The sequence below is a fragment of the Mesorhizobium sp. WSM4845 genome (assembly GCF_055811455.1).
The window spans coordinates 1-3,947 of record NZ_JBVVQA010000040.1; the positions used below are offsets into that span (position 1 = coordinate 1).

Sequence of the window (3,947 nt, forward strand, 5' to 3'; positions counted from 1 at the left end):
GCCGGAAGTCCTCCCGCCGTTTCCGTGGAAAAATCGGTCTCGGCAGCGAGCTTGCGGATTGCGGCGGTCTCGGCGCGGGGCGCCCCCCCCCCCCCCCCGGGGGGGGCGGGGGCGGCCCCCCCCCCCCCCCCCACGGAGAGGGGGTCTGCGGCCGATGTGCGCCCAGGACAGCCATGACCACCTTCACCGCCGCCACCACCGCCGAAACTCTCGCCACTGTCGCCTGGGCGGCGGCGGAAGAAACGCCGCTCGAAATCCTCGGCCATGGCTCCAAGCGCGGCATCGGCCGTCCGCTGCAGACCGAGCACACGCTCGACCTGTCGAAACTGTCAGGCGTGACGCTCTACGAGCCGGCTGAACTGGTGCTGTCAGCAAAGGCCGGCACGCCGCTCGCCGAGATCGAAAAATTACTTGCCGAAAACGGCCAGCAACTCGCTTTCGAACCACTGGATTATGGCCCGCTGCTCGGCGGCGAAAAGGGAAAAGGCACGATCGGCGGCGTACTGGCCGCGAACCTTTGCGGTCCGCGCCGGCTGAAGGCGGGGGCGGCGCGCGACCATATTCTTGGCATTGCAGCGGTTTCGGGGCGTGGCGAGGCGTTCAAATCGGGCGGCCGCGTGGTCAAGAACGTCACCGGCTATGACCTGTCCAAGCTCATGGCCAACAGCTGGGGCACGCTTGCCGTTCTTACCGACGTCACCTTCAAGGTGCTGCCCGCTGCCGAGACCGAAGTCACGCTGGCTGTGCGCGGCCTGCTCGACGATCATGCCGCGGCCGCTATGGCGCTGGCGCTCGGTTCCAGCGCCGAAGTGTCGAGTGCTGCCCATCTTCCCGAACGCGTTGCCGCACGGGTCGCCGGCGGCGGTCTCGGCAGCACCGCCGCGACATTGCTGCGCGTCGAGGGGTTCGGCCCGTCGGTCGCCTACCGCATCGCAGCGCTGAAAGATCTGCTCGGAAATGCCGGCCCGCTCGAGGAAATCTCGGGCGAGACTTCGCATTCGGTCTGGCGCGATATCCGCGATTGTGCGCCGTTTGCCGACGGCCTGGAAAAGCCGGTGTGGCGCGTGTCGATGGCGCCGGCGCAAGGCCACCAGATGGTGCTGGCGCTGCGCATGCAGGCGGCCGTCGATGCCTTTTATGACTGGCAGGGCGGACTGATCTGGCTGCGCATGGAGCATGGCGATCCCGAAGCCGATCTTCTGCGGCGAGCAGTGGTGAGACAGTATGGCGGCGGCCATGCGACGCTGGTGCGCGCCGCCCCTTCGCATCGCGCCGCTGTGCCGGTGTTCGAGCCGCAGGCGCCGCACCTGGCAGCATTGTCGGCGCGGCTCAAAGCCGAATTCGATCCGAAGGCGATCCTCAACCCCGGCCGCATGGCTTAGGAGGTACGAGATGCAGACCAATTTCTCAGCTGCCCAGCTTGCCGATCCGCATGTCGCGGAATCGGAAAAGATCCTGCGCAAATGCGTGCATTGCGGCTTCTGCACGGCCACCTGCCCGACCTATGTGACGCTTGGCAACGAACTGGATTCGCCGCGCGGGCGGATCTACCTGATCAAAGACATGCTGGAGAACGGCCGACCGGCCGACAAGCAGATCGTCACCCATATCGACCGTTGCCTGTCCTGCCTCGCCTGCATGACAACCTGCCCGTCGGGCGTCAACTACATGCATCTGGTCGACCACGCCCGCGTCCATATCGAGGAAACCTACAAGCGGCCGCTGCCCGATCGGCTGACGCGCGCCATGCTGGCCTTGGTCCTGCCTTATCCCTCGCGGTTTCGCGCTGCGCTCAAGCTGGCAAAGCTCGGCCAGCCATTCGCCGGATTGCTGGAAAAGCTCCCGGCGCTGAAGCCGCTGGGTGCGATGCTCAAGCTCGCCCCGGCGTCGATTCCTGCGGCCTCGCCAATGGCTTCGCCGGGCATTCATGCCGGGCAGGGCACGAGCAAAAATGGCCGCGTCGCCATCCTTACCGGCTGCGCGCAGTCCGTGCTCGATCCCGCCATCAACGACACGACGATCGCGCTGCTGACGCGGCTCGGCGTCGAGGTCGTGGTTCCCGAGGGCGAGGGCTGCTGCGGCGCGCTGGTGCATCACATGGGCCGCGAGGCGGCAGCCCTTGCCTCGGCCAGGCGCAATGTCGACGCCTGGACGCGCGCCATCGACCAAGGCGGGCTGGATGCCATCGTCATCACTGCGTCGGGCTGCGGCACCACCATCAAGGATTATGGTTTCATGCTGCGCCTCGATCCCGCCTATGCCGACAAGGCAGCGCGGGTGTCGGCGCTGGCCAGGGACGTCACCGAATATCTGGCAAGCGTCGATCTGCCCGAGCCGGTGCGCAAGCCGGGCACCATCGTCGCCTATCACTCCGCCTGCTCGATGCAGCACGGCCAGAAAATCACCCGCCAACCGAAGGAGCTTCTGGCCAAGGCCGGCTTCGTTGTGCGAGAGCCGCGCGAGGGGCATTTGTGCTGTGGCTCGGCCGGCACTTACAACATTTTGCAATCGGAAATTTCGGCTCAACTGCGTGACCGCAAGGTGAGAAATATCGAGGCGACCGGTGCTGAAATCGTCGCCACCGGCAACATCGGCTGCATCACCCAGATTGCGTCCGCCGCGAAACTGCCGGTGGTGCACACGATAAAGCTGCTCGACTGGGCCTATGGCGGGCCGCAGCCGGAGGGCGTTCCGGACAGCAGGGCAGCCGTTGCGGCGGAGTGATCCACCGGCGCTGCCGGCTTATTCCGCTGCGAGCTTGTCCACCACGCCATAGGTCGCATGGTAGCGCGCGCGCTGCCGGCTGAGCGCCACCATCGTGTTGCGCAAAAGAATCGCCACGGTGATCGGGCCGACGCCGCCCGGCACCGGCGTGATCCAGGACGCCACATGCTTGACGCTCTCGGCGTCGACGTCACCGACGATGCGGCTCTCCCCGTCCGGTCCGATCTCGGAATTGATGCCGATGTCGATGACGGCCGCACCGGGCTTGACCATGTCGGCCTTGATCAGCCGCGGCTTGCCGACGGCGACGAACAGAGCATCGGCACGCCGCGCATGCGCGGCCACCGAGCGCGTCATGTGGTGGCACACCGTCACCGTCGCGCCCTCGCTCATCAGCAGGAAGGCGATCGGCTTGCCGACGATCTCGGAGTGACCGACGATGACGACCTCGAGCCCCTTGAGATCGAGACCGGTTTCCCTGAGCAGTTCGACCGAAGCGGCGGCCGTGCAGGGTGCGAGGTCGAGCTGGTTGTAGACGATGTTGCCGATCGAGGCTGGATGCATGCCCTCGACGTCCTTGAGCGGATGCACCGCCGCTTGCAGCGTCTTGATCGGGATATGCACCGGCACCGGCCGCTGGATGATGATGCCGGTGACGCGCGGATCGGCGTTCAGGCCGTGGATCGCTGCTTCGAGTTCGCCGGCGGTGATGTCCGCGGGAAATCGTCTTTCCTCGAAGCCGATACCGGCGAGTGCCGCCTTGGCGCGCTGGTTGCGCACATAGACATCGACTGCAGTCGTGTCGCCGACGGTGATCGATATCAGTTTGGCCGGAAAGCCTTCGGCGGTTGCGATCGCTGCATCCTCGCGCACCGAGGCGATGATGCGTTGGGCGACCGGACCGCCCCGGAGATAGCGGCTGTCGTCGGACAGGGACATTGAGCAAGGCCTTTTGTCTGGAAGCGTTGCAGCCGACATAGCAAAATACAGAGGAGAATGGCAGCGAGAATGCGAACCGCCATGCCGCGGGCGCGACGTACCACCCGATCCTGTCAAACTAAACTATCCTATGGCGTCCCGGAAACAGAAAGGGGGGGGGGGGGGGGGGGGGGGGCGCGTGTGGGCCCCCCCCCCCCCCCCCCTTAATTTTGGGGTTTTGTGGGGGGGGGGGGGTTTTTGGGGCCCCGCGCCAGCATCGACAATTGGCTGTCGCTGGACTCGCA

General features: G+C 66.1%; 3 protein-coding genes. 2 read left to right on the top strand and 1 reads right to left on the bottom strand.

What is annotated here, in order from left to right:
* The first annotated feature begins 173 nt into the window (after nt 1–173).
* Nucleotides 174–1,382 carry an FAD-binding protein gene (locus AC0L2C_RS30110; protein ID WP_473525123.1) on the top strand — a complete coding sequence of 403 codons (1,209 nt, stop codon included), beginning with the start codon at nt 174–176 and terminating at the stop codon, nt 1,380–1,382.
* 10 nt (nt 1,383–1,392) lie between these two features.
* Nucleotides 1,393–2,724: a glycolate oxidase subunit GlcF gene (glcF, locus tag AC0L2C_RS30115; protein ID WP_473525124.1), complete on the top strand. Its 1,332-nt coding sequence runs from the start codon at nt 1,393–1,395 to the stop codon at nt 2,722–2,724.
* Nucleotides 2,725–2,742: 18 nt separating this feature from the next.
* Here the strand turns inward: glcF and AC0L2C_RS30120 are convergent, their stop codons facing one another.
* Nucleotides 2,743–3,663 (bottom strand): bifunctional 5,10-methylenetetrahydrofolate dehydrogenase/5,10-methenyltetrahydrofolate cyclohydrolase, encoded by a 921-nt coding sequence (locus AC0L2C_RS30120; RefSeq protein ID WP_287225472.1) that lies wholly within the window; start codon nt 3,661–3,663, stop codon nt 2,743–2,745.
* Nucleotides 3,664–3,947: the final 284 nt, after the last annotated feature.

Coding starts and splice junctions, on each gene's coding strand:
- glcF (WP_473525124.1), top strand. CDS start 1,393: ATGCAGACCAATTTCTCAGCTGCCCAGCTTGCCGATCCGCATGTCGCG.
- AC0L2C_RS30120 (WP_287225472.1), bottom strand. CDS start 3,663: ATGTCCCTGTCCGACGACAGCCGCTATCTCCGGGGCGGTCCGGTCGCC.
- AC0L2C_RS30110 (WP_473525123.1), top strand. CDS start 174: ATGACCACCTTCACCGCCGCCACCACCGCCGAAACTCTCGCCACTGTC.